Origin of the sequence: Litorilituus lipolyticus (genome assembly GCF_006439335.1) — a bacterium.
GTDB lineage: Bacteria > Pseudomonadota > Gammaproteobacteria > Enterobacterales > Alteromonadaceae > Colwellia > Colwellia lipolytica.
Genome location: NZ_SAWY01000036.1, coordinates 1 through 345 on the forward strand (window position 1 = coordinate 1; position 345 = coordinate 345).

A 345-nucleotide genomic window follows, 5' to 3' on the forward strand; every position below is an offset into this window, starting at 1 on the left:
GCCATGATCAAACTCTTCAATTAAAAAATCGTTTGTGATGCCGAAGCATCTGCTCAATGAATTCTGTCGTGATACCAACTAAAAAGCTGACATCGCATTACATATATAAGTATATATTTATCTGTGTGACATTCATCAAAGTGCTGTTTTACGTCCAATGGACTATGTAAAATCAACCACTCTGTGAGTGCCCACACAAATTGCATGATAACTAATTGTTAAAGAATTTGTTCCGTATGGAACGCTGATTAATCACATTCGTTAATCAGTGAACTTCGTAAGCTTTGCCCCGAAGCGGATGCGCATTGTACGCTTCCTAGTTTTGATGTCAACGTTTATTTTATA